23 protein-coding genes and 1 pseudogene are annotated in these 26553 nt (G+C 71.1%); 11 read left to right on the top strand and 13 right to left on the bottom strand.

Annotated features, from left to right (window positions below):
- Positions 1-12: 12 nt before the first annotated feature.
- Positions 13-507 carry an inorganic diphosphatase gene (locus tag ACFYNP_RS22895; RefSeq protein ID WP_100577700.1) on the top strand — a complete coding sequence of 165 codons (495 nt, stop codon included), beginning with the start codon at positions 13-15 and terminating at the stop codon, positions 505-507.
- 127 nt (positions 508-634) lie between these two features.
- Positions 635-2284, top strand: a complete 1650-nt coding sequence (locus ACFYNP_RS22890; RefSeq protein WP_388420289.1) for a threonine/serine exporter family protein — start codon at positions 635-637, stop codon at positions 2282-2284.
- 63 nt (positions 2285-2347) lie between these two features.
- Here the strand turns inward: ACFYNP_RS22890 and ACFYNP_RS22885 are convergent, their stop codons facing one another.
- On the bottom strand, positions 2348-3043 hold the full coding sequence (locus ACFYNP_RS22885; RefSeq protein WP_388420288.1) for a DedA family protein: 696 nt from the start codon (positions 3041-3043) through the stop codon (positions 2348-2350).
- Between the two features lie 134 nt (positions 3044-3177).
- On the opposite strand from ACFYNP_RS22885, the gene ACFYNP_RS22880 reads away from it, so the two are divergent.
- A complete protein-coding gene (locus ACFYNP_RS22880; protein WP_388420287.1) occupies positions 3178-3543 on the top strand; it encodes a YbjQ family protein in 366 nt (121 codons plus the stop codon).
- Positions 3544-3589: 46 nt separating this feature from the next.
- Entirely contained in the window at positions 3590-5020 is a 1431-nt protein-coding gene (locus ACFYNP_RS22875; RefSeq protein ID WP_388420286.1) for a glutamate decarboxylase, read from the top strand.
- Positions 5021-5050: 30 nt separating this feature from the next.
- On the opposite strand, the gene ACFYNP_RS22870 is transcribed toward ACFYNP_RS22875, so the two are convergent.
- The 4 genes from ACFYNP_RS22870 to ACFYNP_RS22855 form a co-directional block, all read right to left on the bottom strand.
- The gene (locus ACFYNP_RS22870) at positions 5051-5611 is read right to left on the bottom strand and encodes a PadR family transcriptional regulator (RefSeq protein WP_388420285.1); all 561 of its coding nucleotides are present in this window, start codon (positions 5609-5611) and stop codon (positions 5051-5053) included.
- A gap of 38 nt (positions 5612-5649) precedes the next feature.
- Positions 5650-6186, bottom strand: a complete 537-nt coding sequence (locus ACFYNP_RS22865; protein ID WP_388787668.1) for a DinB family protein — start codon at positions 6184-6186, stop codon at positions 5650-5652.
- A 147-nt stretch (positions 6187-6333) separates the two neighbouring features.
- On the bottom strand, positions 6334-7791 hold the full coding sequence (locus ACFYNP_RS22860; protein ID WP_388787665.1) for an aldehyde dehydrogenase family protein: 1458 nt from the start codon (positions 7789-7791) through the stop codon (positions 6334-6336).
- Between the two features lie 81 nt (positions 7792-7872).
- Positions 7873-8772: a helix-turn-helix domain-containing protein gene (locus ACFYNP_RS22855; RefSeq protein WP_388420282.1), complete on the bottom strand. Its 900-nt coding sequence runs from the start codon at positions 8770-8772 to the stop codon at positions 7873-7875.
- A 291-nt stretch (positions 8773-9063) separates the two neighbouring features.
- Between ACFYNP_RS22855 and ACFYNP_RS22850 the strand changes: the two genes are divergently transcribed.
- Positions 9064-9564 carry an ATP-binding protein gene (locus ACFYNP_RS22850; RefSeq protein WP_388420281.1) on the top strand — a complete coding sequence of 167 codons (501 nt, stop codon included), beginning with the start codon at positions 9064-9066 and terminating at the stop codon, positions 9562-9564.
- A 287-nt stretch (positions 9565-9851) separates the two neighbouring features.
- On the opposite strand, the gene ACFYNP_RS22845 is transcribed toward ACFYNP_RS22850, so the two are convergent.
- From ACFYNP_RS22845 to ACFYNP_RS22835, 3 genes are all read right to left on the bottom strand, one after another.
- Positions 9852-10091, bottom strand: a complete 240-nt coding sequence (locus ACFYNP_RS22845) for a DUF397 domain-containing protein (RefSeq protein WP_053724624.1) — start codon at positions 10089-10091, stop codon at positions 9852-9854.
- Positions 10092-10486: 395 nt separating this feature from the next.
- A complete protein-coding gene (locus ACFYNP_RS22840; RefSeq protein WP_388420280.1) occupies positions 10487-12547 on the bottom strand; it encodes an FUSC family protein in 2061 nt (686 codons plus the stop codon).
- Positions 12548-13266: 719 nt separating this feature from the next.
- On the bottom strand, positions 13267-14385 hold the full coding sequence (locus tag ACFYNP_RS22835) for a DUF2786 domain-containing protein (protein WP_388787778.1): 1119 nt from the start codon (positions 14383-14385) through the stop codon (positions 13267-13269).
- Positions 14386-14572: 187 nt separating this feature from the next.
- Between ACFYNP_RS22835 and ACFYNP_RS22830 the strand changes: the two genes are divergently transcribed.
- From ACFYNP_RS22830 to ACFYNP_RS22820, 3 genes and pseudogenes are all read left to right on the top strand, one after another.
- A complete protein-coding gene (locus ACFYNP_RS22830) occupies positions 14573-15295 on the top strand; it encodes a DUF4232 domain-containing protein (RefSeq protein WP_388420639.1) in 723 nt (240 codons plus the stop codon).
- A gap of 99 nt (positions 15296-15394) precedes the next feature.
- A pseudogene (locus tag ACFYNP_RS22825) lies at positions 15395-15809 on the top strand (aldo/keto reductase); the annotation flags it as partial.
- An 82-nt stretch (positions 15810-15891) separates the two neighbouring features.
- Positions 15892-16884 (top strand): aldo/keto reductase, encoded by a 993-nt coding sequence (locus tag ACFYNP_RS22820; protein ID WP_388787662.1) that lies wholly within the window; start codon positions 15892-15894, stop codon positions 16882-16884.
- A 107-nt stretch (positions 16885-16991) separates the two neighbouring features.
- Here ACFYNP_RS22820 and ACFYNP_RS22815 read toward each other — a convergent pair whose 3' ends face one another.
- The 4 genes from ACFYNP_RS22815 to ACFYNP_RS22800 form a co-directional block, all read right to left on the bottom strand.
- Positions 16992-17753, bottom strand: a complete 762-nt coding sequence (locus tag ACFYNP_RS22815; RefSeq protein ID WP_388787660.1) for a hypothetical protein — start codon at positions 17751-17753, stop codon at positions 16992-16994.
- Positions 17754-18087: 334 nt separating this feature from the next.
- Complete coding sequence (gene thpR, locus ACFYNP_RS22810; RefSeq protein WP_388787657.1) at positions 18088-18657, bottom strand: RNA 2',3'-cyclic phosphodiesterase; 570 nt, start codon at positions 18655-18657, stop codon at positions 18088-18090.
- Between the two features lie 310 nt (positions 18658-18967).
- Complete coding sequence (locus tag ACFYNP_RS22805) at positions 18968-20305, bottom strand: MFS transporter (RefSeq protein ID WP_388420643.1); 1338 nt, start codon at positions 20303-20305, stop codon at positions 18968-18970.
- A gap of 27 nt (positions 20306-20332) precedes the next feature.
- Positions 20333-20776, bottom strand: a complete 444-nt coding sequence (locus ACFYNP_RS22800) for a MarR family winged helix-turn-helix transcriptional regulator (RefSeq protein WP_388787654.1) — start codon at positions 20774-20776, stop codon at positions 20333-20335.
- A gap of 178 nt (positions 20777-20954) precedes the next feature.
- Here ACFYNP_RS22800 and ACFYNP_RS22795 point away from each other — a divergent pair, with 178 nt between their 5' ends.
- Positions 20955-21137, top strand: coding sequence for a ribbon-helix-helix protein, CopG family (locus ACFYNP_RS22795; RefSeq protein WP_388420644.1), 183 nt, complete (start codon positions 20955-20957; stop codon positions 21135-21137).
- Between the two features lie 781 nt (positions 21138-21918).
- Here ACFYNP_RS22795 and ACFYNP_RS22790 read toward each other — a convergent pair.
- Complete coding sequence (locus ACFYNP_RS22790) at positions 21919-23373, bottom strand: NCS2 family permease (protein WP_388787651.1); 1455 nt, start codon at positions 23371-23373, stop codon at positions 21919-21921.
- A 259-nt stretch (positions 23374-23632) separates the two neighbouring features.
- Here ACFYNP_RS22790 and ACFYNP_RS22785 point away from each other — a divergent pair, with 259 nt between their 5' ends.
- Both ACFYNP_RS22785 and ACFYNP_RS22780 read left to right on the top strand, forming a co-directional pair.
- Positions 23633-23923 carry a DUF2530 domain-containing protein gene (locus tag ACFYNP_RS22785; protein WP_388787649.1) on the top strand — a complete coding sequence of 97 codons (291 nt, stop codon included), beginning with the start codon at positions 23633-23635 and terminating at the stop codon, positions 23921-23923.
- 106 nt (positions 23924-24029) lie between these two features.
- A complete protein-coding gene (locus tag ACFYNP_RS22780; RefSeq protein WP_388787646.1) occupies positions 24030-26447 on the top strand; it encodes a cation-translocating P-type ATPase in 2418 nt (805 codons plus the stop codon).
- The last annotated feature ends 106 nt before the right edge of the window (positions 26448-26553 follow it).

Raw genomic sequence — 26553 nt, 5'->3', positions numbered from 1 at the left:
GGAGAGCCACCCGTGGAGTTCGACGTCACCATCGAGATCCCGAAGGGATCGCGGAACAAGTACGAGGTCGACCACGAGACCGGCCGGATCCGCCTGGACCGTCGACTCTTCACCTCGACCAGCTACCCGGCCGACTACGGCTTCGTCGAGAACACCCTCGGCGAGGACGGCGACCCGCTGGACGCCCTGGTCCTGCTCGACGAGCCGACCTTCCCGGGCTGCGTCATCAAGTGCCGCGCCATCGGCATGTTCCGGATGACCGACGAGGCCGGCGGCGACGACAAGCTGCTGTGCGTCCCGGCGTCCGACCCGCGTGTCGAGCACCTGCGCGACATCCACCACGTCTCCGAGTTCGACCGCCTGGAGATCCAGCACTTCTTCGAGGTCTACAAGGACCTGGAGCCCGGCAAGTCCGTCGAGGGCGCCGACTGGGTCGGCCGCGTCGAGGCCGAGGCCGAGGTCGAGGCGTCCTACAAGCGCCTTGAGGCGCAGGGTGGCGCGCACTGACGCGCGTACTTCCGTAACGACTGCGGGCGGCTCACCTCCGGGGTGGGCCGCCCGCAGTCGTCTCCGGTCATGACGGCCCACATACTGGGCAGGCGCACGCAAGCGGCCGGAGGGAGGCGAGGGATCAGTGGTGGCCGAGCAGCAGGATGTGGTCGAGGACCGCAAGCCCCAGTCCGACGAAGCCCGCAGCGCCTTCACGCCTCCCGAGGGCGTGGAGCAGCCGCAGGTGCCCGAGGAGGAGTCGCCGACCTCCGAGTTCGCGCTGCCCGCCGGGCTCGCCACCCCGGTGGTCGAGGCGCCCGCCGATCAGCCGGCCTCCGCGTTCACCACGCCCAGCGCCTACACCGCGCGCGAGCCGAACCCGATGGCCACCACCGGGTCCATGCCGCTAGTGCGGCTGTCCAAGGACGCGCCCTGGCAGGACCGGATGCGCACCATGCTGCGCATGCCGGTCGGCGACCGGCCGGTGGCCGAGCCGATCCAGAAGCACGACGACACCGGCCCCGCGGTGCCCCGCGTCCTCGACCTGGTGCTGCGTATCGGCGAGCTGCTGCTCGCGGGCGGCGAGGGCGCCGAGGACGTCGAGGCCGCGATGTTCGCGATCTGCCGCAGCTACGGCCTGGACCGCTGCGAGCCGACGGTCACCTTCACCATGCTGGCCATCACCCACCAGCCCTCGCTCGTGGACGACCCGGTGACGGCCAACCGCACCGTGCGCCGCCGCGGCACCGACTACACCCGTCTGGCGGCCGTGCACCGGCTCGTCACGGACATGACCAGCGAGGACCACGAGGTCTCCCTCGAAGAGGCCTACCGGCGCCTCGCGGAGATCCGCCGCAACCGCCACCCCTACCCGGGCTGGGCCCTCACTACGGCCTGCGGGCTGCTCGCCGGCGCGGCCTCCGTGCTGCTCGGCGGCGGCATCACGGTCTTCATGGTGGCGGCGGTCGGCGCGGTGCTCGGCGACCGGCTCGCCTGGCTGTGCGCGTCCCGCGGGCTGCCGGAGTTCTACCAGTTCGCCGTGGCCGCGATGCCGCCCGCCGCGATGGGCGTGGCGCTCAGCCTGCTCCAGTGGGATCTCAGCGCGCCCGCGGTCATCACCGGTGGCCTGTTCGCCCTGATCCCCGGACGGGCCCTGGTGGCGGCCGTCCAGGACGGTCTGACCGGCTTCTACGTCACCGCGGCGGCCCGGCTGCTCGAAGTCGGGTACTTCTTCGTCGCGATCGTCGTCGGCGTCCTGACCGTCCTGTACGGGGGGCTCCAGTTCCACGCCAAGCTCAACCCCGAGGGCACCTTCCAGCCCATCGACCGGCCGATCCTCCAGACCCTCGCGTCGATCCTGCTCTGTCTGACCTTCGCGGTCCTGCTCCAGCAGGACCGCTCCACCGTCCTGATCGTGGCCGCGAACGGCGGTGTCGCCTGGGTGGTCTACGCCTCGATCGCGGTCACCGCGAAGGGCTCACCGATCATGGCCACGGCCATCGCGGCCGGCCTGGTCGGCCTGTTCGGGCAGCTGCTCTCGCGGTACTGGCACACCTCGGCGCTGCTGTACGTCACCGCCGCGATCGGCCCGCTGCTGCCCGGTAGCGCCACCTACTTCGGTGTCCTGGCGATCGCCCAGAACCATCTCAACCAGGGCGTCACCTCGCTCGCCAAGGCGGCGGCGCTGGCCCTGGCCATCGCGATCGGCGTGAACCTCGGAAACGAGATCGCCCGGCTCTTCCTCCGGGCCCCCGGCGCGGGCCGCGCGGCCGCGAAGCGCACCCGAGGCTTCTGAGGCGCCGCACGGGGTCGCCCGGCTCGGCCGAACGCGCTGCCCGCCCCCTCCCCCGCGGAAGGCCTACCGCTTGGCGTGGCGGCCGCCGCGCTGCGGGGACTGGCCGGGGCCGCCCGGGCCCTCGGCCGACGGGTTCCTCTTCGCCTTGGAGCGGGCCCGCAGGAACTCGATGGCGATCGGGACGACCGAGATCAGCACGATCGCGACCAGGATCAGCTCGATGTTCTTGTGCACGAACTCGACGTTGCCGAGCGCGGCGCCGAGCAGCGTGACACCCGCGCCCCACAGGGTGCCGCCGATGACGTTGAAGGTGACGAACGAGCGGTAGTTCATGCCGCTGACGCCCGCGATGATCGGCGTGAACGTCCGCACGATCGGCACGAAGCGGGCCAGGACCAGCGACTTGGGGCCGTACTTCTCGAAGAACTCGTGCGCCTTCTCGACGTTCTCCTGCTTGAAGAGCTTCGAGTCGGGCCGGCTGAACAGCGAGGGGCCGACCTTCTTGCCGAACAGATAGCCCACCTGGTCCCCGAGGACCGCGGCGAAGACCACCAGGACGCACACCAGCCACAGCGGGGTGTCCAGCTTGCCCGTGGTGACCAGGAGGCCGGTGGTGAACAGGAGCGAGTCGCCCGGCAGGAAGAAGCCGATGAGCAGGCCGGACTCGGCGAACACGATGATCAGCAGGCCGACCAGGCCGAAGGTCTGCAACAGGTAGTCGGGGTCCAGCCAGCTCGGTCCGAGGGCAAGGGTGGTCACGGGTACCGGGCTCCTGGTGTGGGTGTCGGGCGGGCTGTCTGCCGTCGGCAGCCAAAGTTATCAACGTAACGCGCGAAAGCGAGGTTCCAGGGGCAGGCTGGAAGGGCCGACAAGCGCTACCGAAGGGGAACCCGATGGGCATCGAGGAATACGGCGGCGGCCAGACTCCGCAGTCGGACGTACTGGTGGTCACCACGAACGACGTACCCGGGTACACCGTGCAACAGGTGATCGGAGAGGTCTTCGGCCTGACCGTACGCTCCCGCCACCTGGGCAGCCAGATCGGCGCCGGCCTCAAGTCGATGATCGGCGGCGAGCTGAAGGGCCTGACCAAGACGCTGGTCGAGACCCGCAACCAGGCGATGGAGCGGCTGGTGGCACAGGCGAAGGCACGGGGTGCGAACGCGGTCCTGATGATGCGGTTCGACGTGACGGAGGCGGCGGACGTGGGCACCGAGGTGTGCGCGTACGGAACCGCCGTGATCCTGGCCCGCAACTGACAGCGCCACTCCCAACCCCCGCCCTGCGAAAGGTGGTTGACCGTCCATGGCACTGCACCGAGGCGGCAGCGAGAAGGACCGCACCGACGAGAAGGAGTACGGGCGGCTCGCCCTGAACCCCTTCTTCGGGGAGGCCGACCCGGTCGGCTCGATGACCTCCGCGCCGCCCCGGCACCGGCTGCCCGACCGGCCGCTGGCCCCCGCGACCGCGTACCAGGTGGTGCACGACGAGCTGATGCTCGACGGGAACGCCCGGCTCAACCTGGCGACCTTCGTCACCACCTGGATGGAACCGCAGGCCGGGGTGCTCATGGCGGAGTGCCGGGACAAGAACATGATCGACAAGGACGAGTACCCGCGCACCGCCGAGCTGGAGCGGCGGTGCGTGGCGATGCTCGCCGACCTGTGGCACGCCCCGGACCCGAACACCGCGGTCGGCTGCTCGACCACCGGGTCGAGCGAGGCGTGCATGCTCGCCGGGATGGCGCTCAAGCGGCGCTGGATGAAGCGCAACGCGGACCGCTACCCCTCGCGCGACGCCCGGCCCAATCTGGTCATGGGTGTGAACGTGCAGGTGTGCTGGGAGAAGTTCTGCACGTTCTGGGAGGTCGAGGCGCGGCAGGTCCCCATGGAAGGGGACCGCTTCCACCTCGACCCCGAGGCCGCCGCGGCCCTGTGCGACGAGAACACGATCGGCGTCATCGGCATCCTCGGCTCGACCTTCGACGGGTCCTACGAGCCGATCGCCGAACTGTGCTCGGCGCTCGACGATTTGCAGGAGCGTACGGGTCTGGACATCCCCGTCCATGTCGACGGGGCGTCCGGGGCGATGGTGGCGCCCTTCCTAGACGAGGACCTGGTGTGGGACTTCCGGCTGCCGCGGGTGTCCTCCATCAACACCTCGGGCCACAAGTACGGGCTCGTCTACCCCGGGGTCGGCTGGGCGCTGTGGCGCACGGCGGCCGAGCTCCCCGAGGAGCTGGTCTTCCGGGTGAACTACCTCGGCGGCGACATGCCCACGTTCGCGCTGAACTTCTCGCGGCCCGGGGCTCAGGTGGTGGCCCAGTACTACACGTTCCTGCGGCTCGGCCGCGAGGGCTACCGGGCGGTGCAGCAGACCACGCGGGACGTCGCGCGCGGGCTCGCGGAGCGGATCGAGGCGCTCGGCGACTTCCGACTCCTCACCCGAGGGGACGAGTTGCCGGTGTTCGCCTTCACCACGGCGCCGGAGGTGCGGAGTTACGACGTGTTCGACGTGTCGCGGCGGCTGCGGGAGCGGGGGTGGCTGGTGCCGGCCTACACCTTTCCGGCGAACCGGGAGGACCTGTCGGTGCTGCGGGTGGTGTGCCGCAACGGGTTCTCCTCCGATCTCGGGGCGCTGCTCCTGGAGGACCTGGGGCGGTTGCTGCCGGAGCTCCGCCGCCAGGCCGCTCCGCTGGGCCGCTCCGAATCCGAAGCCACGGCCTTCCACCACTGACCCGTCCACCGTGCGTGGCTGGTCGCGGGGTCAGTCCTCCCTGAAGGCATACGCCCCGCCCTCGATCCGGGCGATCAGCCCCCGCGTCCACCCCGCCTCCGCATCCGCGGAGTGCACCCACATGTTCATGATCTCGCCGATGTGGCCGAGCTGGGCCGGGCCGCCCTCCGGGGCGTAGTACTCCGTCACCGAGCCGCGCCACGCCGCCAGCTTCCCCAGCCGGTCCCGCAGCAGCGCGATCACCTCCGCGCGCGGCAGGTCGACCATGAAGCCGATCGCCGCCGACAGGACGTCCATCTTCTGGTCGTAGGACGCGAGCGCCTCGCGCAGCAGGCGGAAGTACTCCGCCCGCCCCGCCTCCGTCAGCTCGTACTCGGTGCGCGGCGGCCCGCCCGCCGTACTGGGCGCCACCTCGTGCGCGAGGAGCACGTCCTGCTTCGCCATGTGCTTGAGCGCGTGGTAGATCGAGCCCGGCTTGGCGTTGGACCACTCGTGGGCACCCCAGTACTCCAAGTCGTTGCGCACCTGATAGCCGTGCGCCCGGCCGTGCTGACGTACCGAACCGAGGACGAGGAGTCGGATGGCTGACATGACCGCAAGAATATGACCCCGGCCCTCCCGCGCGGACGTCAGCCGTTTGCGAGCGCCACCAGCTCGAACGCCGTCTTCCCGTCGAGCGACTCGCGGATGATGTCCGCGTGCCCGGCGTGCCGGGCCATCTCCTCGACGAGGTGCATCATCAGCCAGCGCATCGAGACCCGGCCGTCCTTGGGGAACCACGGTGCCGCGGGCAGCGGGAACGTGTCGTCGAGGGAGGGCACCTTGCGGATGAACTCCTCCGTCTCGACGGCCACTTCGGCCCAGAAGGCCAGCATGCCCTCGACGGTCTCGTCCCCGATCAGCACGAAGCTCTCGTGCCAGTTGGACTGGTCGCGCTGCTTGTCGTTGGGCCGCTGCTGCGCCATCCGCAGCCAGTTCAGCTCGGTCTCGGCGACGTGCTTGACCAGCCCGGACAGGGACAGCCCGCTCGCGCTGGGGCGGCTCGCGGCCTGCTCGTCGGTGAGCCCGATGAGCGCCCGGCGCAGCCCGCCGCGCTGGGCCTCCACGAAGTTGATGAGGGCGCCGCGCTCGTCGCCGTACGTCTCCGAGGGAACGTGAGTAACCATGATCCAACCGCCTTCTTCCGCGCCTGCCCTGTGCCGACAAGAGACACGGTAGGAGTCATAGAGGTCAGCTCCTGTCCTCTATGACGGGTGTCGGAGCGTCCGGACAACTCGCTTACCACGCGGGCCCGTCGGAACCGCGCGGGCCCGTCAGAACGGGAACGGGCTCCGCTCGTGCTGCACCGAGATCCACTTCTGGGTCGTGAACGCCTCGACCGTGGAGTCACCGTTGAGCCGCCCGAGCCCCGAGTACTTCTCGCCGCCGAAGGCGACCAGTGGCTCGTCCTGGATCGTCGAGTCGTTGACGTGCATCATCCCGGTGTCGATCCGCCTGGCGAACCGCACCCCGCGCTCCACATTGGCGGTGTGCACGGCCCCGCTGAGTCCGTACGGGCTGTCGTTCGCGATGCGTACGGCCTCCTCCTCCCCGTCGAAGGGGATGAGCAGGGCGACCGGGCCGAAGATCTCCTGGCGCAGTACGGGAGAGTCGGCGGGCAGGCCCGACAGGACGGTGGGCTCCACCAGGTTGCCGCGCGTGCGGCCCCGCACCAGTGCGGTGGCACCCTCGGCGAGGGCCTGCTCGACCAGTGAAGTCAGCGCCTCCGCCTGGAAGTTGTTGATGACGGGGCCGATGTCGGTGGCCGGGTCGGCCGGGTCGCCCGTTCTGAGCGAGGCCACCCTGGCGAGGAACTTGCCCGTGAACGCCTCCTCCACCGACCGGTCGACCAGGATCCGGTTGGCGGCCATGCAGACCTGCCCCTGGTAGACGAAACGGCTGAAAACAGCCGCGTCCACGGCGTAGTCGAGGTCGGCGTCGTCGAGTACAACAAGTGCGCTGTTGCCACTCAGTTCCAGGATGACGCGCTTGAAGTGGCTGCCGGCGATCGAGGCGACGTGCCGCCCGGTGCGGTCCGAACCGGCGAAGGAGATCACCTTGGGGACGGGGTGCTCGATGAGCGCGTCGCCGATCTCGGCGATGTCGGTGACCAGGACGTTCAGCAGACCCGCGGGCAGCCCCGCGTCCTGGAAGATCTTCGCTATCAGCCCGCCGCCGACCACCGGCGCGTTCTGGTTCGGCTTGATGACGACCGCGTTGCCCAACGCCAGTGCCGGGGCTATGGACTTGATGGTCACCAGGAACGGGAAGTTGAAGGGACTGATCACCCCGATCACACCGACCGGCAGCCGGTAGACCCGGTTCTCCTTGCCGTCGACCGGGGACGGCAGGATGCGGCCCTCGGGGCGCAGCGCCAGCTGGATCGCCTCGCGCAGGAACTCCTTGGCGAGATGGACCTCGTACACCGCCTTGAGCCGGGTGCCCCCCAGCTCGCTGATGATGGCCTCGATGATCTCGGCCTCGCGCTCCTCGGTGATGCGCAGGGCGCGCTCGAAGACGAGCCGTCGGGTGTACGGGTTGGTGTCGGCCCACTGCCGCTGGGCCCGCTCGGCCGCGCGATAGGCCTCGTCGACCTCCTCGACGGTGGACACGGTGATGGTGGCGAGCTTCTCCCCGTTGTACGGATCGAAGTCGATGATGTCCCACGACCCGCTGCCGGTGCGCCACTGGCCGTCTATGAACTGGTTGGCGAGGTCGGTGAAGAAGGACATGCCATCCCCTACTGCTGTGTCCGCCGGCTCCGCGCGGTCAACCGCGTCACTGGCCTGATGTGACGTCATCCTACTGATGAGTCAGCTGAGTTGAAGGAGTCCGCGCAGAAGATCGCGGCTTTCCTCGGGGCCGGGACTGTCCTGTTGCAGCCGCGCCATCGCCCGCTCGTACTGGCCCACCTCTTCGGGCTTGTCCAAATACAGTGCGGAGGTGAGCTGTTCGAGATACACGATGTCCGACAGGTCGGACTCGGGGAACCGCAGCATCGTGAAGGCGCCGCTCTCGCCCGCGTGCCCGCCGAAGCTGAACGGCATCACCTGGAGGTTGATGTTGGGCTGCTCCGACATCTCGATGAGATGCTTCAACTGGCCCCGCATGACGTCCCGTTCGCCGTACGGGCGCCGCAGCGCCGCCTCGTCCAGGACGGCGTGGAACTGGGGCGCCCGCTCCGACACCAGGGCCTTCTGACGTTCGAGACGCAGCGCGACGCGCTTGTCGATCTCGGCGGCCGGTGCACCGTGCATGCCCCGCGAGACCACCGCGTGGGCGTACGCCTCGGTCTGCAACAGGCCGTGTACGAACTGGACTTCATAGATGCGAATGAGCGAGGCCGCGCCCTCCAGACCGATGTACGTCTGGAACCAGCCCGGCAGTACGTCGCCGAAACTGTGCCACCAGCCCGCGATGTTGGCCTCCTTCGCGAGGCTGAGCAGCGACATGCGCTCCGCCTCGTCGCCGACACCGTAGAGCGTGAGCAGGTCCTCGACATCCCTGGCCTTGAAGCTCACCCGCCCCAACTCCATACGACTGATCTTGGACTCGGACGCCCGGATCGAATAGCCGGCCGCTTCCCGGGTTATGCCGCGCGACTCGCGCAGGCGCCTCAGCTGAGAGCCCAGCAGAATGCGCCGGACCACCGAACCTCCGCCGGCCTCGACTGCACTCGGCCGGGGGGATCCCCATGCCTCCCCTGCGGTCACTTCGCCGTCCTCCCCATCCAATGGTGGTGGGCAGTCTGCCATCAAAACGCTTCACCCCGTACCCGCGTGATTACGGAAATGGTCAAGGAGTGAAATCGGCCTGAGGAACTTCTGAGGAAGAAATGAGCAAGAAACGGCACGGGCAGGGACAGGTCGGTCGCGTGCACGTGCATCTGCCCTTGCATCGGGCCGAAGCATTGGGAACCATGGTCCTCGCGCACCTGCGTGCTCAACTGCGTCTAGTCGCTTGCGTCCTGTACCGCCACGGCCGCGAACCCGGGAGTGCCTCGCATGGGGACGAATGGATCGACCATGCTGGAGCCTTACGACCCCTTAAGGCAGGCGCTTCCCCCCTTCGACCCCTCGACCGTGGCGGGTTCCGCGTCCTGTGCGCTGCCCGCGCGCTACGAAGCGGTGCGCGGAGCAAGGAAGTTCACCGGTTCGACACTCACGCAGTGGGGCCTCGGCGAGCGCTTCGACGATGTCGCCCTGGTCGTCTCGGAACTCGTCACCAACGCGCTGCGGCACGCGTTGCCCGCCGACATCCCGCGCGAGACCGAGGTCCCGGTGCGGCTGCACCTGATGCGCTGGACCAGCCGTCTGGTGTGCGCGGTGCGCGACCCCAGCGACGAGAGCCCGATCGAGCGGGCGGGCGACGACTTCGGCGCCGAGTCGGGCCGCGGCCTGTTCTTGGTGGAGTCCTTCGCCGACAGCTGGGGCTGGCACCCACTGTCCGGGGCGATCAGCGGCAAGGTCGTCTGGGCCCTGTTCCGGCTGCCCCCCTCGGACTGACCGCCCGACCCGACCGACCCGACCGACCCGGCCCACCTCGGCGGCGCCGGCGCCCCGGTCAGCACGCAACGCCGAGGGCGGGCCGGGCCGCCCTCGGCACCCCTGCGATCCGGCTGTCCTGGGCGATCTCTGCGGCCCGGCCCCGGCCATCCCTGCGGCCCGGCTGACACCTGTCAACGCGCGACCGCGAACGGTCGCCCCACCCTGCGGCCTTGCCTCTTCTGCCCTCTGCCCGCCGACCGCCGTCAGCCGACCGCCGTCAGCCGTCAGCCGTCAGCCGTCAGCCGTCAGTCGGCTATCAGATGGTCGAACTCGCCGTCCTTGATCCCGAGCAGCATGGCTTCGATCTCGGCTCTCGTATAGACGAGGGCGGGCCCGTCGGGGTGACGCGAATTGCGCACCGCCACCCCGCCGCCCGGAAGTTTGGCGAACTCGACGCAGGATCCCTGCGAGTTGCTGTGCCGGCTCTTCTGCCACGCGGCACCCTGGAGCTCCGCTGCGGCCATGCCGTTGTACGCGTGGTGCAAGGTCGCTCCCGGGATGTGCAGACGTGCAACTGTGAATGGTCAACTGCCCCGGATCATAGCTGTGTTCATGTGCGCCTGCATGGGAAGATGCACGTGCACGCGGGGTGCCCGAGCGGTTACAGCCGCTCGCCGCACCTCGCGCCGCGGCAGGCGCGCCGGGCCGTCCCCTTCGTACTCCTCGTGCACGAATAAGAGACGCACTCCGGCGCCGCCTGGTTCAGACTTTCCGCCGTCCCCCCGCGGCAGGCGCTCGCGGACGGCATGCGGTCGGGGCATCGCGCCGCATCTCGGGGGTCACATACGTGGATCCAGTACCGCCGGCGGATCGGAGCGGCCGCCTGCCCGCGCCGTAACGCGCCCGACACCCGTCAGGCTCCGACAACAGCCCAACGGGCTTACGGCTGAGGCGAGTTGGAGGCGGTGAGGGCGTCCGTCAGGTCGTCGAGGCAGTGCAGGACCAGACCGGCGCCCCGCCGCACCACGCGGTCGGGCACGCCCTCGCCGTCCCAGGCCTCCAGCGCCTGCTCGACCTCGTCCCATCGCGGGACGCGACGCTCGCGCACCGCCTTCGCGCCCTCCTCGGTGGCCTCGCGCAACGCCTCGGCGAGCTTCGCGGCGGCCGGCACCGGCACCGCGTCCCGGTCCGGCAGATGCGCCTCCATCAGCATCGCCGTACGCCCCAACTGGCTGAGCGCGTGCGCCGATTCCTCGGCCGCCAGGTGCGAGAGGCCCCGGTGGCGGACCGGTTCGTGAGTGGCCTTGTCGAGCGCCTCCTGCCAGGCGATACGGGCCTCGCGCGTATCGAGCAGCGCCTGGCGCAACTCGCCCGTGCCGCGGTCCGGATCGGCGTAGTGGAGGACGACGGCGGAGGCGTAACGGCCGTTCGCGGCGAGCCAGTCGGCGAGGCGGGTGCGCAGGCGGGGCGTCTCCCAGGCCGGATAGACCGCGTACGACACCATCGCGAGCGCCCCGCCGATCAGCGTCAGGAACACCCGGTCGGGCACGGTCTGGGTCCACTGGAGGCCGCCCATGCCCAGCAGGAAGACGACGTACGCCGAGACGCACCCGCTCAGCACCGCGTAGCCGGTACGCATCAGCAAGTACGCCAGGAACGCGCAGGTCACCGCGATGGCGGCGGAGAGGCTCGTATCGGGGTGGGTGAGCTGGACGATGCCGGTGGCGAGGGCGACGCCGACGAGGGTGCCGCCGAAGCGGGCGACGGCGCGGGCGTAGGTGAGCGTGAAGTCCGGGCGCATCACCATCACGGCGGCCATCGGGGCCCAGTAGCCGTGGCCGAACGGCAGGACGTAGCCGAGCAGATAGCCCACCGTCGCCACCACGCAGACCCGTACCGCATGCCGGAACACCGGCGAGCGGCGCCGGCCGAGCTCGGCGCGCATGGTGCGCAGGGCGGACGGGAGCAGGCGCGGCAGGGTGGGGCGCAGCAGGGGTTCCGCGCCCTGTCCGGTGCCGCTGCCCCGGGCGGTTTCGACGACATCGGCGAGCAGCGTGGTGAGCCGTCCCGCGGCGCGGCGGGCGGGCCCGGTGAGGATGGCTCCGGTGTCGGGGGTGGCGAGCGCGGCCTGGGCCGCGGGCGGGATGACGGGGGCCTCACCGTGCCGCACGGCCCGGGCGGCGGCGTCCAGTACGGTGCCCGCGGCGGCGAGCAACTCCCTTACCCGGTGGCGTTCCTCGCCCTCCTCGGGCACGCCGAGCGCGGGGTCGGCGAGCGAGGCGAGCACCGGCCGGATCCGCTCGGCGACGCCCCGGGCGCCGTGCAGTTCGGCGGGGCGGCGGCGGGCCTCGCGCGGGGTGACGGCGGCGGCGAGCCGGGCGGTCATGAGGGGCTCGGGGTCGAACGGGGCGACCGGGTCGTGCCGCAGCCTGCGCGCGTAGTCGGCGACCGCGGCCAGGGCGTCCGCGAGCGCGTCGCGCTGGGCGCCCCAGCGGCGGATGGGGAACAGGACGACGAGCGCGGCCTGGACGACCCCGCCGACCGCGATCATTCCGGCGTGCCCGGCGGCCTCGGCGACGGTGCTGGGGAGGGTGACGGTCACCAGCATGATCGCCACGTTCGAGGAGGCGATCACCCCGACGGTCGGGCCGACCGCCCAGGCGAGGCCCGCCACGAACGTCCACAGGGCGAGCAGCAGCAGGAAGAACGGGGAGTGAGTGCCGACGAGATAGCCGAGGAAGGTGGAGATCGCGAGGGAAAGGCCGGAGGCGAGGGCGAGTACGGGCCGGGGGCGCCAGCTGCGCTGGTAGGTGGCGATGGCGCCCTGGAACGCGCCGAATGCCGAGCTGGCGGCGACGGAGGGGCCGAAGAAGGTGAGGCTGATGCCGACGACGATGGCGAGGCCGGCTGCGCCGCGCAGGGCGACGAGGGGTTCGAGCCGGCGCCGCTCGACCTTCAGCCCCGAGCGGGCGGTCTCCTTCAGCGCCCGGACCCAACCCATGATCCCGAGGCTACCGGCCCCGGCCGGGTACGGGCCGCCGCGGCGTGGCTCCGGGTCGGTGAACGTCCCGCCGGGGCTCCGCCCCGGGCCCCGGTTCCTGGCCCCTCCCCGCCCCTTCCCTAAACCCGCCGGGGGTGGGAGCGGAGGAGCGATCTTCCGGGGCTCCGCCCCGGGCCCGCGATGCAAGTGCGGACCGTGCGAGGCTGGCCGCACAGTTCCCCGCGCCCCTCAATCCCCTTCCGGGTGCGGACCGTGCCCGCCTCTCGCGCAGTTCCCCGCGCCCCTCAATCCCCTTCCGGGTGCGGACCGTGCCCGCCTCTCGCGCAGTTCCTCGCGCCCCTCAGTCCCCTTCCGGGTGCGGACCGTGATCGCTTCTCGCGCAGTTCCTCGCGCCCCTCAACCCCGTTTCCGTCCGCGGACCGTGGTCGCCTCTCGCGCAGTTCCCCGCGCCCCCAAAGGCCTCGGTGCTGGCCCGCATCGGGCACTTCAGCCCGTCCGGCGATTGAGGACGAGCGCCCTTAAGGCGCGATACGGGGTCCGGGGCGGAGCCCCGAACCGGGGTGCAGGGGGCGCAGCCCCCCCTGCGGGGGTCCGAGGGGCGCAGCCCCTCAGGGGGTCTGGGGCACAGCCCCAGGGCCCGAACCCATCAACCCGGCCGCACGGGCGGGCGGGTGGGCAAACCCCCCGGGGCCAGGGGCGGAGCCCCAGGGGGCCCCGGCCTAACCCCCCAGGCCGCGCATGCGACCCCGGTGGGCCCGGTCCGCCGCCGCCCGCCCATCCCGCCAGCCCGACTCGTCGGACACCCCCCGCACCCGCGTCGACACCGTCCGGGGAAACATCTCCTCCGCCCGCCCCGCCACCGCCACCGCCCGCGTCGCGAGCACCGGAAGCAGCTCACCCCCGAACTCCGCCTCCACCCCCCGCGCCGTCTCGGCGAGCAGATCGCCGAGCCTCCCGGCGTACGCCAGCAGGAACGACTGCCGGAACGTCTTCGTGCGCTTGCGCCCACCCGCCCGCTGCGCCGCCTCCGCCGCCGTCATCGCCGCCGTGCCCTGCACGAGGAGCGAGGTGTGGAGGAGCTCGACCGCCTCCAGGTCGCCCTCGAACCCGACGACCGTCGAGAAGCCCAGCTCGGAGTTCCACACCGCCCGGCAGTGGTTGGCGGAGGCCACCGCGTCGAGCAGGATCGCCTTCGCGGTCTCGTACGGCGCGTCCACCCCGATCCGGCAGGCCCCCGGCACCTCCCCGCCCGCCCCGCGCTCCGCGAGCAGCGCGTCGTCCACGCTGTGCCGCGCCATCAGCTCCTGCGCCTTCGCGGTGAGCGCCTCCGCCTCCTCCGGGAACCCCGTCGCCTCGGCCTTGGCGAGCAGCGCCCGGATGCGGGCCAGCGTCTTCGGTTCGCCGTGCACCGGCGGCCCGAGCACCGAGGCACCGGGCGCGGGCCCGGCCGGCTCGATCGCGGGGAGGGCGAGCAGGACCCGGTACAGCTCAAGCACGGCCGTGGCGTACGAGAAGCGGTCGGCCCGCCACGCCTCGTGCGGCAGCTCCTCGACCTGCCCCTGCCAGCGCGCGGGCAGCCGCTCGTAACGGGACAGCTCCTCGCGGACCAGCCCGGCCAGGATGCGTACCTGCGGCTCGTCCAGGTCACGCCGTACGATCCGTACGACATCGGCGGGCTGCCAGCCCCGGTCCCAGGCCCGGCGTACGAACTCCCGTCCCCTCAGGGCGAGTTCGGCATCGGCGTCCGGTGCGGCGGCGAGCAGCGAGGCGCCGGTGTCCAGGGCCGCGTCACCCTCGATGTACAGCGCCGCCGCGAACGCGCGGTCCACGGCGTCCATCACCGCACCGCCCCGCGTGCGCGCGACCGAGTCGTCGCGCTGGGCCACACCGGCATGGAAGTCTCTCCTCAACGAATCCTCGCGTCCCGGACCCCACCATCGTCCCAGCTCTCGACCGGAACCCCGAAACGCGGGCCGCCCCACCGGCCCTGGCAGACCGGGCCGCCCCAACGAAAGGATCGCCGTGTTGCCTCCGCGCACCTCCCCCCTGGCCGCGATCGTCTCCCTGGCCACCGGCCTTGGCCTGACGCTGACCCTGACCCTGACCGCCTGCGGCGGCGACGGCGGCGGTTCCGGCAAGGTCGCCACGGACACCCCGAGCAGCACCGCCGGCGCCACGGACGGCAGCGGCACCGGCACCGCGACGGCCACCGTCACCGGCTCCCCCGGTGTCGACGGCGGCCGGAGCATGGCCCCCTCCGGCGGCAGCACGGGTAGCGGCACCAACGCGGGGCCCGGCACCGGTACGGGCACGGGCACCGGCGCCGATACCGCCCACTGCCAGACCGCCCAGCTCACCTTCGCCGTCGCCCCGGGCAGCGGAGCCCGGTCGAAGGGCTCGCAGGGCGCGGTCACCATCACACTCACCAACAAGGGTGCCAAGTCCTGTGCGATGAAGGGCTATCCGGGCGTCGACCTCGTCGGCGGCCCGACCCGGTGGTCACTGCCCCGCCAGACCTCGGAGTCCCCCTCGACGGTCACCGTACGGCCCGGCGCGACGACCACCTTCGTCATCTTCTACCTGCCGTTCGACCAGGGGGACGGGCAGGAGTTCCGGCCGAAGTCGATCGTGATCACCCCACCGAACGAGACCCACTCCCACACCCTGCCCTGGACCTACTCCTCGGTCCTGCTCCAGGACGGCGCGACCCACCCCGGTACGTACGTCGGCCCCGTCGGCTCGAAGTGACCACGTGACCGCGCGACCGCGCGACCGAACGCCGCCCGCTCCCGCCTCCGAAGTGCACCTCCAGGGGCGGGAGTTGAGCCGGTCGTAGCACTTGCTGACAACCTCGCCGAACGCCGCGCCGAGATGGAGATCGTCCCGGCAGCCCAGGAATACGGACTCGGCGTCCTCCCCTGGTCGCAGCCGCACCAGGGGCTGCTCGGTGGCCACGCTGCGCAAGGAGCGCGAGGGTGCCGGCTCACGCACCGGGATCGGCCGCTCCGCCGTCGGCCTTGCCGTCCGACCGGACCCGACCGTACGGGCCCGGGTCCAGGCGTACGAGGACCTGCCGGCCAAGCACGCACTCGACCCGGGCGGGGTGGCCCTCGCTCGGCCGCTCTCGCGGCCCGTCGCCACCAGTACCATCGTCGGCCCGCGTACCGCCGCCCACCTCGAACCGGCACTGCGCGCCGTGGAGTTGGAGCTCGACGAGGAACTGATCGGCGCGCTCGACGAGATCCTCCCCCGTCCCGGGCCCCGATCCGGGCCCCGGTCCCGGATGGGAACTCCCGGCCCGGCCTCTTGCCTTGAGCACGCTCGAAGACGTTGGCTGGTCTCCCATGAAGTACACGCAGCTCGGACGCACGGGTCTCCAGGTGAGCAGGATCGTCCTGGGGACGATGAACTTCGGACCGCAGACCGACGAGGCGGCAAGCCACGCCATCATGGACGCCGCGCAGGGCGCCGGCATCAACTTCTTCGACACGGCCAACGTCTACGGCTGGGGCGAGAACAAGGGCCGTACCGAGGAGATCATCGGCAGCTGGTTCGCCCTGGGCGGCGACCGGCGCGACAAGACCGTCCTCGCCACCAAGCTCAACGGGAACATGGCCGCGGGCGAGCCCTGGCCCAACCACCACAAGCTGTCGGCGGTCAACATCCGCCGCTCCGTCGAGGCCTCCCTCAAGCGCCTGCGAACGGACTACATCGACCTCTACCAGTTCCACCACATCGACCGCCTGACCCCCTTCGAGGAGATCTGGCAGGCCATCGACGTCCTCATCACCCAGGGCAAGATCCTCTACGCCGGCTCGTCCAACTTCCCCGGCTACAAGATCGCCCAGGCCAACGAGATCGCCACCCGCACCGGCCGACTCGGCCTCGTCAGCGAACAGTGCCTCTACAACCTCGCCGAACGCCGCGCCGAAATGGAGATCGTCCCGGCAGCCCAGGAATACGGACTCGGCGTCATCCCCTGGTCGCCGCTGCACGGCGGCATGCTCGGCGGCATCCTGCGCAAGGAGCGGGAGGGCGCGACCGGGCGCTCCCAGGGCGGCCTCGCGGCCCAGGCCCTCACCGACCCGGCGGTGCGAGCGCGGGTGCAGGCGTACGAGGACCTCGCCGCCAAGCACGACCTGGACCCCGCCGAGGTGGGCCTGGCCTGGCTGCTCACCCGGCCCGGAGTGGCGGGCCCGATCGTGGGACCCCGCACGGCGGAACAGCTGGACTCGGCGCTGCGGGCGGTCGAACTCGACCTGCCCGAGGGGTTCCTGACCGCGCTCGACGACATCTTCCCCGGCCCGGGACCGTCCCCCGAGGCCTTCGCCTGGTAGTTCCCGGCACACCGGCCGGGCCTCCGCCTCGCGAGGCGGGGACCCGGCCGGTCAGCGGGTCAGGAGGTCAGGGGGTCGGCCGGACAGCCGGGCATCCGGACAGCGGGTCAACGGGACGGCCCGATCGGCTGGAGATCCACGTGCCCCGAGCGCGGGTTGTCCATCGCGGGACTGCCGTCGCCCGCGTCGATCGAGTTCAACTTCCAGAGCCTGCCGGCGAATTCGAGAGTGTCCCCAACGCGGGCGTCCGCGTAGCCGGCGCCGCCGCCGACGCGGCTGGGGATCGTGATGGAGGCACGGTCCGGGTCGGCCTCGACGTCATCGAGCACGACGCTGATCAGGCCGTGCTTCTCCGTGTTCGGGACGTGCCAGCGCAGGCGCAGACGGCCGTCCGTCAGGGGCGGCCACTCCGGGTCAACGGCGTTGGGCACAGGACGCGGGGCCCCAGCCGTCCCGTCCTTCGGCGTGAGTACGACCCGGTAGGTGCAGATCTGGGAAACGGTGAAGGCCTTGCCGCCGACCCTGAGGGCCTGACCGGTCCGCACCGGCCAGGACTCGGTGCCTGCCTGCGCGGCACCCATCCCCGTACCGTTGGTCAGGGTCGCCGTCCGGTGCGTACCGTCCGAGCCACCCTCCCTGTACAGCACCGGCCCGGCCCCGCCGGGCAGTACCTCCGAACCGCCGCGCAGGACGTGCGCGCCCTTCGCGGTCGGAGTGCCCTCGCACCGGGGGCCCTTGTCGGCCGGGGGCGCGGGAGAACGGGAGGGCGGCGGGGGCGTGGCCGTGTCCGAAGCGTGGGCGCCGCCGGACGCGCCCCCGCAGGCCGCCGCCAGCACCAGCACACATCCCGCCAACGCTGCGGCGCGCACGGCACGTGCGGTACGTGGGGCGCGTACGAGGGCTGTCACTTGGGCACCTCCAGGAACTGCGGATCGCTGAAGAGGGTTCCTGGCCGCGCTCGACGACGTCTGCCCCGGCACGGGCACACACACGGGTCCCGACACCGACAGCGGAACGGGCATCGACACCGGCATCGGACCCACCGGCACCGGGCCGTCGCCGGAGGCCTTCGCCCTGGGGGGTACGGAGGTGGCGTGGCGGGCGCGGTCAGCCGACGGCGGCCGCCACCGCCACGACGACGAACATCAGCACGAGCACACCGGCCATGATCCGGTTCCTGGTCTTCGGGTCCACCCCTTGAGCCTAACCGTCCCGGCCGAGCGGCCAGCGGGCGACCGCCTCGTAGCGGGGCCGCTCCCCGGCGACACCCGAGCGCGGCAGACTGCTGCGGATCAGCGCCAACTCGGTGACCTGCCAGGGGCTTCCCTCGAACGCGGCGAGCCCGCCGACGTAGGGCCCGAGGTCCATCGGCGTGCGCGAGCGGGCCAGGGTGAGGTGCGGCACATAGCGGCGGTGCTGGTCCATCGGGACGCCGGAGCGGCGGGCGGCGGCGTCGGCGCGTTCGGCGAGCAGCCGCAGCTCGTCGAGGCCGCCCGCGACGCCGGCCCACAGGGCGCGCCCGTCGAAGCGGCCGCCGCCGCGCAGGCGCAGTGCGAACGGGTCGGTGTGACGGGCCGCCCTGCGCAGCCGCTCGTGCAGCTCGTCCAGGACCGCCTCGTCGACCTCGCCCAGGAACGCGAGGGTGAGGTGCCAGCCCTCGCGTCCGGTCCAGCGCAGCCCGTTCGCACCGGGGAGTTCGGTCAACTCCGTTACGGCGAGCCCTAGTTCGTCCACGGCCCGGGCAGGGGGCAGTACGGCGGCGAAGAGGCGCATGGGGACAGTCAACCAAGATCGCCCCCGGCTGTCGCGGCACGCGGCGGGGTCCGGCCACCGCATGACGCCCCGTACGCGCAGGGCCTCGCCCGCCGACCCCGTGCCCGTCCACGCAAGGCCTCGCCCGCCAACCCCGTGCTCGTACGCGCAGGGCCTCGCCCGCCGGCCCGTACGCCCGAGGTACCCGCCGGCCTCGTACGCCCGAGGCACCCGCCCGCAGACCGTACGGAAACGGCCCGGCCCCCGGGGTGCGGGGGCCGGGCCGGGTCGAGCCGGGTCCGTGAGGCTTTTCGCGCGCTCGCCCGGGTCGTCAGGCGGCGGCCACGAGGGTCCGGTCCCGCGGAACGAACTCCAGGTGCCGGTGGCCCGGGCGTACGTCGACCTTCAGGCGCAGATTGGCCGCGCGGGCCAGCATCAGGCCGACCCCGACCGCCGCCGCGCCGCAGATGAGGCCGCCGAGCGCGAGGCTGACGCGGACGCCGTAGACGTCGGTCAGCCAGCCGAAGAGCGGGCCGCCCAGCGGGGTGCCGCCGGTGAAGACCATCATGAACAGGCTCATCACCCGGCCCCGCATCTCGGGATCCGTGGCCATCTGCACCGAGGCGTTGGCGGTCACGTTCACCGTGAGGCCCAGGATGCCGACGGGGATGAGCAGCGCCATGAACAGACCGAGGTCGGGCGCGCCGGCGGCCGCGAGTTCGAGCACCGCGAACAGCACCGCCGCGAGCACCAGCATCCGCAGTCGCGTGCTGGAGCGACGGGCCGCGAGCAGCGCGCCGACCAGCGAGCCGATCGCCATCAGGCTGTTGAACAAGCCGTACATGCCGGAGTCGCCGTGGAAGACGTCGGAGGCGAACGCGCTCAGCCAGATCGGGAAGTTGAACCCGAAGGTGCCGACGAAGCCGACGAGCACGATGGGCCAGATCAGCTCGGGCCGCTCGGAGACGTACGCGAGCCCTTCCTTCAGCTGGCCCTTGCCGCGCGGGGCGAGGCGGGTCGGCTGGAGCTCCTTGGTCCGCATCAGCGACAGCATGATCAGCGGGGCGGTGAAGGACAGGCCGTTGGCGAGGAACGCCCAGCCGGGTCCGACGGCCGCCATCACGACACCGGCGACGGCGGGGCCGACGAGCCGGGCGGACTGGAAGTTCGCCGAGTTGAGGCTGACCGCGTTGCGCACCCGGTCGGGTCCGACCATCTCGGAGACGAAGGACTGCCGGGTCGGGTTGTCGACGACGGTGACCAGACCGGTGAAGAAGGCCGTGAGATAGACGTGCCACACCTGGACGTGCCCGGACAGGGTCATCACGGCGAGGAACAGACCACCGAGGCCCATCGCCGCCTGCGTCACGAACAGGATGTTCCGCTTGGCGAACCGGTCGGCTATGACGCCGCCGTACAGGCCGAACAGAAGCATCGGCAGGAACTGCATGGCGGTGGTGATGCCCACCGCCACCGAGGAGCCGGTGATCGTCAGGACCAGCCAGTCCTGGGTGATCCGGGCCATCCAGGTGCCGATGTTGGACACGATGGCACCGGAGAAGAACAGTCGGTAATTGCGTACCGCAAGCGAGGAGAACGTCCCCCCGCCACGCTTGTTGTAGGTGGGGGTAGGTGCGGGGGCGGAGTCTGCTCCGGATCCCGTACTCAAAAGGGCTCGCCTCCTAGTGATGCGCGTTTACAGATGTGCGAGCTTCTCCAGGACGGGGGCGGCCGCGCGCAGCTTCGCCCATTCGTCCTCGTCCAGACCTTCCACGAGGGAAGCCAGCCAGACGTTGCGCTTGCGGCGGCTCTCTTCGAGCATCGCCTCGGCCTCTTCGGTCTGGCTGACCACCTTCTGGCGGCGGTCGTCGGGGTGCGGCTCCAGCCTGACCAGGCCCTTCGCCTCCAGCAGTGCGACGATTCGGGTCATCGACGGCGGCTGTACGTGCTCCCTGCGAGCCAGCTCACCGGGGGTGGCCGAACCGCAGCGGGCAAGGGTGCCGAGCACCGACATCTCGGTCGGGCTGAGCGATTCGTCAACACGCTGGTGCTTGAGGCGTCGGCCAAGACGCATGACGGCCGAACGCAGGGAGTTCACGGCGGCGGCGTCCTCGCCACTGCCGTGGGACAGGTCAGACATGTTCGTTAGCATAACTCATTACTCTGGCTAAATACCACCGGGTTAAGTCCAGGTGTCGAGCGCCACACCGGCGTCACGGGCCCCATCACGGCACACATCGCGGCACACATCACCCGAACGAGTGAGTTGGCTGCGAAAAGTGACGCACGATGCCCTGGCGGACGGCGACCCTCGCTCCATGGGGACCAGCGTGCTCAGCCTGCGCATAGACGGTGAGCTGCTCGACCGGCTCAAGCACCACGCCGCGAAACGCGGCATGAGCGTCCAGGACTATGTGGTCCGGACGCTCGTCCGCGATGACTTCGACGAACGCTTCCAGGCGGCGGTCGATGAGACGGAGCGCTTCTACGGGGCGGCGTAGCCGCGCCGCGGGCCGCGGGCCGCGCGCCCCGGGTGCCCGCTCGCGAGGTGCCCCGCGCCGCGGGGGGGGGCTCGCTTTGCTGAGTGCCCCGGGTCGCCGGGGGGCTTCGCTGGGTGCCTCTCGCTGCCGGGGGGCTCGCTTTGCTGGGTGCCCGGCGCCAGCGGGGGGGCTCGCTTTGCTGGGTGCCGGGCGCCAGCGGGAGGGCCGGTTCGCGTGGTGCCCCGCGCCACGGGGCTGGCATTGGCTGGGTACCCCGCTCCACGGGGGCGATTCGCGCAGTTCCCCGCGCCCCCCAACCCGCTCTCGGCTGCAAACCGTGGGTGGCTGGTCGCGCAGTTCCCCGCGCCCCTCAACCCCGTTTCCGTCTGCGGGCCGTGGTCGCTTGCTCGCGCAGTTCCTCGCGCCCCTGAACCCCGTTTCTGTCTGCGGACCGTGCCCGCTTCTCGCGCAGTTCCTCGCGCCCCTAAAAAGGGCCTTGGTGCTGGCCCGCATCGGGCATTTCAGCCCGTCCGGCGATTGAGGACGAGCGCCCTTAAGGCGCGATACGGGGTCCGGGGCGGAGCCCCGAACCGGGGTGCAGGGGGCGCAGCCCCCTGCGGGGGTCCGAGGGGCGCAGCCCCTCAAAGGGGGTCTGGGGGCGGAGCCCCCAGGGCCCGAACCCATCAACCCGGCCGCACGGGCGGGAGGGCGGGAAGGATGCCCGGGGCCCGGGGCGGAGCCCCAGGGGGCCCGAACCCACCAACCCCGAGCAACGGGCGGGCACGTGGGCAAACCCCCCGGATCAGGTCAAGCCCAGCGCCGGCATCAGGTAGTAGAAGCCGAACACCGCCGAAACGACGTACATCGCGATCGGGATCTCGCGAGCCCGGCCCGCCACCAGCCGCAGCACCGTGAAGGTGATGAACCCCATCCCGATGCCGTTGGTGATCGAGTACGTGAACGGCATCATCAGCATCGTCACGAAGGCCGGGATGGCGATCGTCCAGTCCGCCCAGTCGATCTCCCGGATCGAGCCGGACAGGATCAGGAAGCCGACGGCGAGCAGCGCGGGCGTGGCGGCCTGCGAGGGCACCATCGTGGCGAGCGGGGTCAGGAAGAGGGCCACGGTGAACAGGCCGCCGGTGATCACGTTGGCCAGGCCCGTACGGGCCCCCTCGCCGACGCCCGCCGTGGACTCCACGAAGCAGGTGGTGGCCGACGAGGACGACGCGCCGCCGACCGCGACCGCGATGCCGTCGACGAACAGGACCTTGTTCATGCCGGGCATGTTGCCCTGCGCGTCGGTCAGACCAGCCTCGTCGCTGATGCCCATGATCGTGCCCATCGCGTCGAAGAAGCACGAGAGCAGCACGGTGAAGACGAAGAGGATGCCGGTCAGGACGCCGACCCTGGAGAAGCCGCCGAACAGGCTGACCTGGCCGACGAGCCCGAAGTCCGGGGTGTCGAGGGGGTTGCCCGGCCACTTCGGGGTGGTCAGCCCCCAGGACGGCACGGTCGCCACCGCGTTGATGATCATCGCGAGGACGGTCATGGCGACGATGGAGATCAGGATCGCGCCCGGCACCTTGCGGACCATCAGCGCGAGCGTGAGCAGTACGCCGAGGACGAAGACCAGGACCGGCCAGCCGAGCAGGTGCCCGTTGCCGCCGAGTTCGAGCGGAACCGTGGTGTGCGCGGCGTCCGGCATGCGCGAGACGAAGCCCGAGTCGACCAGGCCGATCAGCATGATGAACAGGCCGATGCCGATCGCGATGCCCTTGCGCAGGCCGAGCGGCACCGCGTTCATGACGCGCTCGCGCAGCCCGGTGGCGACCAGGAGCATCACCACGAAGCCGGCCAGGACGACCATGCCCATGGCGTCGGGCCAGCTCATCCGGGGCGCCAGCTGGAGGGCGACGACGGTGTTCACGCCGAGCCCCGCCGCGAGCGCGATCGGCACATTGCCGATGACGCCCATGAGCAGCGTGGTGAAGGCCGCGGTGAGCACGGTCGCGGTGACCAGCTGACCGCTGTCGAGCTGGTGCCCGTACATGTCCTTGGCGCTGCCGAGGATGATCGGGTTCAGCACGATGATGTAGGCCATCGCGAAGAAGGTCGCGAATCCGCCACGTACCTCACGGGCCAGGGTGGAACCCCGCTCGGAGATCTTGAAGTAGCGGTCGAGGCCGTTGGTCGGCTTGTGGGGCACCGGCGGCTGAGCTGCGGCGTCGACCGTGTCGGGGGCCGAGGAGGGCATGCGGAACCTCAGTCGTGAAGGGGCGGGGGAACGGCACGTACCCGAACTTCTTTGGACGTTTTAACGAACAGAATGAGTCAGCCGTAAGCCGTTTCAGTATGAATACATAAGTCGAAGATCACCATCTCCGCGCGTAGACCCCTGCCGCACCAAGGGCCCGAGCGGCCCGGACCAGGTGGATCCCGGCGCCCGACCCGGCCTCCTCCGGTGTCCGGATTCCCGCGAAAGGAGGCGAAAGAGCGCGCCCTACACTGATCGCATGGCGAAGTGGACACCCCAGCACGAGGCGCCGGAGCCCCTTGAGGGCCCCGTGGTCGCCACCATCACCGGCGGCACGATCCTCTGGTTCGTCCTCTTCCTCGTCCAGCTCCCCTTTTACCGCTGGTTCGACGACCACGGCCACCTGTGGTGGGTGTGGACCTGCCTGGCCGGCGGCGGCCTCGGCCTCATCGGCATCTGGTACGTCCGCGGCCGCGACGCAGCCCTCAAGCGGCACGCCGCACAGCAGGCGGACGGCACCGGGACGGGCGCAAGGGCCGAAAGTCAGTAACCCGCGGGACCTGTGTACGGCCGGAGGACCATTCGCCTCCTCCCAGGGTCGGATGTTCGGCCTTCCCGGCAGGTGAAGCGCCCGAACCCGCCGTACCGTCGAAATCATGACGCAGCCCGCCAACATCGACGCCGGGGCGGAACTCGACCCCGTCCACCCCATGAAGTGCCCCGCGACGGCGCGGCGGGCCGGCGGTCTGACGACGGCCGAGGTCGCCGAACGGGTGGCGCGCGGCGAGGTCAACGACGTTCCCGTACGCAGCAGTCGCTCCACCGCGGAGATCGTCCGCGGCAACGTCTTCACCCGGTTCAACGCGATCATCGGTGTGCTCTGGGCGATCATGCTGGTCGTCGCGCCGATCCAGGACAGCCTCTTCGGCTTCGTCATCATCGCCAACACCGGCATCGGCATCATCCAGGAGATGCGGGCCAAGAAGACCCTGGACGGGCTCGCGGTCATCGGCGAGGCCAAGCCGACCGTGCGGCGCGACGGGCGGGCCGTGGAGGTATCCACCTCCGAGATCGTGCTCGGCGACGTCATCGAGCTCGGGCCCGGCGACAAGATCGTGGTGGACGGCGAGGCGGTCGAGGCGGACGGCCTGGAGGTCGACGAGTCCCTCCTGACCGGTGAGGCCGACCCGGTCCTGAAGAAGGCCGGCGACAAGATGATGTCGGGCGCCTTCGTGGTCGCGGGCGGCGGCGCGTTCACCGCCACCAAGGTCGGCCGGGAGGCGTACGCGGCTCAACTCGCCGAGGAAGCGAGCCGGTTCACGCTCGTCCACTCCGAGCTGCGCAGCGGCATCTCCACCATCCTCAAGTACGTCACGTGGATGATGATCCCCACCGCGCTCGGCCTGGTCATCAGCCAGCTGGTGGTCAAGGACAACAACTTCAAGGACTCCATCGCCCGCACCGTGGGCGGCATCGTGCCGATGATCCCGGAGGGGCTCGTCCTGCTGACCTCGGTCGCCTTCGCGATCGGCGTCATCCGGCTCGGCCGCAAGCAGTGCCTGGTGCAGGAACTGCCCGCGATCGAGGGCCTGGCCCGCGTCGACGTGGTGTGCCTCGACAAGACGGGCACGCTCACCGAGGGCGGCATGGACGTCACCGAGCTGCGCCCCCTCAACGGCGCGGACGAGACGTACGTACGCAAGGTGCTCGGCGCCCTCGGCGAATCCGACCCGCGGCCCAACGCCTCCCTCCAGGCGATCATCGACGCCTACCCGGACAGCGAGGTGTGGCGCTGCACCGAGTCGCTGCCGTTCTCCTCGGCCCGCAAGTACAGCGGCGCCGCGTTCAGCGAGGGCGACGGCGAGAACAGCACCTGGCTCCTGGGCGCGCCCGACGTCCTGCTGAAGTCGGGCGACCCGGCGCTCGCGGAGGTCGACGCGCTCAACGAGCAGGGCCTGCGCGTCCTGCTGCTCGCCCGCGCGTCGCGCGACCTCGACGACCCCGCCGTCGCCTCCGACGCCAAGGCCACCGCGCTCGTCGTCCTGGAACAGCGCCTGCGGCCGGACGCGGCCGACACCCTGCGCTACTTCGACGAGCAGAACGTCAAGGCCAAGGTCATCTCCGGTGACAACGCGGTGTCCGTCGGCGCGGTCGCCGGGAAGCTCGGCCTGCACGGCGCGGCCGACACGGTCGACGCCCGCCAACTGCCCACCGACCAGGGTGAGATGGCCGATGTCCTCGACTCCAACTCGGTCTTCGGCCGGGTCACCCCGCAGCAGAAGCGCGACATGGTGGCGGCCCTCCAGTCACGCGGGCACACCGTCGCGATGACCGGCGACGGCGTGAACGACGTCCTGGCCCTGAAGGACGCCGACATCGGCGTGAGCATGGGCTCGGGCTCGGAGGCGACGCGGGCCGTCGCCCAGATCGTCCTGCTCAACAACAGCTTCTCGACGCTGCCTTCGGTGGTGGCGGAGGGGCGCCGCGTGATCGGCAACATCACGCGGGTGGCCACGCTGTTCCTCACCAAGACGGTGTACTCGGTCCTGCTGGCCGTCCTCGTGGTCTGCTTCCAGGTCGAATACCCCTTCCTGCCAAGGCACTTGACCCTCCTGTCCACCTTCACCATCGGCATCCCGGCGTTCTTCCTCGCCCTCGCGCCCAACAAGGAGCGCGCCAAACCGCACTTCGTGCGGCGGGTGATGCGGTACGCGATTCCCAGCGGGGTCATCGCGGCGGTGGCCACGTTCGTGACGTACATGATCGCGCGGGCGTACTACACCGGGCCCGGCGACCTGGACGCGGAGACCAGCGTCACGACGCTGACCCTCTTCCTGGTCTCCATGTGGGTCCTGGCGATCATCGCCCGCCCCTACACGTGGTGGCGGATCGCCCTGGTCGTCGCCATGGGGGTGGCGTTCCTGCTGGTCCTCGCGGTGCCGTGGCTACAGAACTTCTTCGCGCTGAAGCTGGTGGGGGCGGTGATGCCGTGGACTGCCGTCGGCATCGCGGTGCTGGCGTCGGCGCTGCTTGAGCTGACATGGCGCCGCGTAACCCAACGCTGGCCGGACTAGCCCCCTGGGCTCCGCCCCGACCCGGGCCAACCCTGCCCCCTGGGCTCCGCCCCGGACCCGGGGGGTTCGCCCACCCACCCACCCGTGCGGCCGGGCTGAAGGTCCG

Source organism: Streptomyces sp. NPDC006691 (genome assembly GCF_042869955.1).
Classification (GTDB): Bacteria; Actinomycetota; Actinomycetes; order Streptomycetales; family Streptomycetaceae; genus Streptomyces.
Note: the sequence above shows the minus strand (reverse complement) of the source record. Positions and strands in the feature narration are given on the sequence as shown.